4 protein-coding genes are annotated in these 2,683 nt (G+C 68.5%); 2 read left to right on the forward strand and 2 right to left on the reverse strand.

Annotation, left to right across the window (positions count from 1 at the left end):
* The coding region (locus RMN84_RS01290) for an HD domain-containing phosphohydrolase (protein ID WP_309610402.1) at positions 1-671 on the forward strand (671 nt) is incomplete at its 5' end.
* A 76-nt stretch (positions 672-747) separates the two neighbouring features.
* On the opposite strand, the gene rplQ is transcribed toward RMN84_RS01290, so the two are convergent.
* Positions 748-1,173 carry a 50S ribosomal protein L17 gene (gene rplQ / locus RMN84_RS01295; protein WP_309610403.1) on the reverse strand — a complete coding sequence of 142 codons (426 nt, stop codon included), beginning with the start codon at positions 1,171-1,173 and terminating at the stop codon, positions 748-750.
* A gap of 144 nt (positions 1,174-1,317) precedes the next feature.
* Entirely contained in the window at positions 1,318-2,064 is a 747-nt protein-coding gene (locus tag RMN84_RS01300; protein ID WP_309610404.1) for a hypothetical protein, read from the reverse strand.
* Positions 2,065-2,196: 132 nt separating this feature from the next.
* On the opposite strand from RMN84_RS01300, the gene RMN84_RS01305 reads away from it, so the two are divergent.
* Entirely contained in the window at positions 2,197-2,511 is a 315-nt protein-coding gene (locus RMN84_RS01305) for a hypothetical protein (RefSeq protein ID WP_309610405.1), read from the forward strand.
* The last annotated feature ends 172 nt before the right edge of the window (positions 2,512-2,683 follow it).

The following is a 2,683-nucleotide window of genomic DNA, read 5'->3' on the forward strand; positions in this document are numbered from 1 at the left end:
TGGTCGCTGCGTTCGATGCGGTCGCCGCTAACGAGCAGTTCTGGACCGGCCTCGAATCACCGTTCCTCGAAACGCGCCTGCTCGCGCTCGCCCCGGCCGAACATGCGCGCGAAGTCGACGAGGATTATCTCGACGACATCGCCGCCGCCTTCGGTTCGGTGATTGATGCCAAAAGCCACTTCACCGCCGGCCATTCCGCCCGCGTCGCCGATCTGGCGGGGCGGATCGGTGCCGCCATGGGCGTGCCTCCGTCCCGCCGCCGCTGGATCCACCGAGCCGCCCTGCACCACGACATCGGCAAGCTCGGCGTCGCCAACTCGATCCTCGACAAGCCCGGCCCGCTCGACGATCGCGAATGGGTGACGATGCGCGACCATGCGGTCCATACCCAGGCCATCCTCGGGCGCGTCGGGGTGCTCGCCGACATGGCCCCGATCGCCGCCGCGCATCACGAACGGATCGACGGGACCGGCTATCCGCTGGGCCTCAAGGATCACCAGATCCGCCGCGAAACCCGGATCATCACGGTGTGCGATTATTACGACGCTCTCAGCTCGGACCGCCCCTACCGCGCGTCGCTGTCGCGCGCCGACACGATGGCGATCATCGCCGCCGACGTCGGCACCGCGATCGACGGCGATTGCTACGAAGCGCTCTGCGCGCTGGTGTAAGCGCGGCCGTCCGCTCCCGACCACAAAAAAAGGCCCGCCGAAGCGAGCCCTTTTGCGGCGCGACGAACCCGGCAGCTTACGCCGCCAGCGCCTCATCCTCGTCGTCGCCCATCACCGGGCCGCTGTCCTGGCCCTTGGCGCTGACGTCGCGATCGACGAATTCGATGATCGAGATTTGCGCCGAGTCCGACAGGCGGATGCCCGCCTTGACGATGCGGATATAACCACCCGCGCGGTCGGCATAGCGCGTCGCCAGCACGTCGAACAATTTGACCAGCTGGACATCGTCCATCAGCTTCGCCTGCGCCAGCCGCCGGTTCGACAGCCCGCCCTTCTTGGCCAGCGTCACCAGTTTCTCGACATAGGGCCGCAACTCCTTCGCCTTGGCCGTGGTCGTGGTGATCTGCTCATGCTTGATCAGCGCCGCCGCCATGTTGCGGAACAGGGCGGTGCGGTGGGCGGAGGTCCGCTGCAGCTTGCGATGGGCATTGCGGTGACGCATGGTCTGTTCCTTCGTTCGTCGGGCAGCCGTATCAGGCACTGCCAGCCAGGCGGGCTTCACGGGAGCCGCCCCATATCCCAAAAGCAACGGCGGAGCCTGAAGCCCCGCCGTGCCCGGCTCCTCAACCCGATCCGCCCGCGAAAGTCAATCCGCCGCCGCCTCGCGCTCTACCTCCGCCTCGCGCATCCGCCGGATATTCCTGATCTTCCACAGGATGCTCTCGCCCACCTCGTCCATCGTCCTGACGCGCGGCATCCACGGCTTGCGCTGCTTGTCCGGCCGCCGCCCCATCGCCAGGATGCGCAGCGCGTCGTCGACGCTCACCGCCGGCCCGGCGTCGATCAGCGGGTCGATCGCGTCGCGGTCGCCGTCCGCCATCCCCGACGGGTCGAACATCCGGCACGCCGCCCCGACCAGCGCCATCTCGACCCGCGCCAGCCCGCATTCCATCGCCTCCTCCCACCGCGCCCGGAATGCCTCGTCGCGCGCCCGCCGTTTGTAGAAACCGGCCATGCTCGCCCCCGCCGCCCGCGCCGCCAGCGTTACATTGGCACTGGCCGCCAGCATGTCGAGAAATCGCTCCTCTGCGTCGGGGGTCAGGCGCGGCCCGGGCCGCTCAATCCGCGCCTGGCGATGATTGCCGCGCGGCGCGGTCCCGGCGGCGATCTCGCTCGCCATCAGCGCCGCCGACCGCTCCGCCCGCCAGGCGTCGATCGTCGCCGCCCACGCCACCGCAAAGCCCGCCACCGACCGCCGCCGCTTCTGCGCCCCGCGGCTCGTTACCCCGGCGCCCGCCGCCGCCGCGACCACGCTCCCCGTCCGCCGCAGCCCGGCCAGGAACGCTGCCTCCCACACCGCTGTCACCGCCCACGCTCCTCCATCGATCCACATTCATCTAACCCATCTGGTTATCGGTAGGAAAGTGCTTTCGGCACCGCGCGCACCCTTACGACCCGCTGGCCATCCGCTCCGGGCTGTGGGACAAGGCTGGTTGTCACCGTCGCCACCATCGGGGAGATTATCATGAGCATGTTCGATTCCATCCTCGGCCAGATCGAGGGCAGTTCGACCGTTGCCAATCTCGCGGCCAAGGTCGGTCTCACCCCTGAACAGGTCGAAAGCGCTGTTGCCGCGCTCGGTCAGGCGCACACCGCGCCGGGCGACACCGTCACCACCGCTGCCGATCAGACCGGCCTGCCGACCGACAAGCTTCAGGAAATCATCGGCCACATCGGCGGCGAAGGCTCGCTTGGCAGCTTCGCCGCGATGCTCGGCGAAAGCGGCGTCGCCGGCGGCCTGCTGGGCAAGCTGTCGGGCATGTTCGGCGCGAAGGACTAACGCCCGGCTGATGTGCGAAGAGGGGCGCCACATCAGTCGCTGGGGCCTGGTCGCCTGGGCCGCCTCGGCCGCGCTGTTCCCGCTGTTGTACGGGGCGACTTTTTACCCCGATGCCCATTCGGATTTCTTCACGCTGTGGTTCAGCGGGAACATGATCGGCCGGCCGGAATTG

Origin of the sequence: Sphingomonas sp., assembly GCF_031380695.1 — a bacterium.
Classification (GTDB): Bacteria; Pseudomonadota; Alphaproteobacteria; order Sphingomonadales; family Sphingomonadaceae; genus Sphingomicrobium.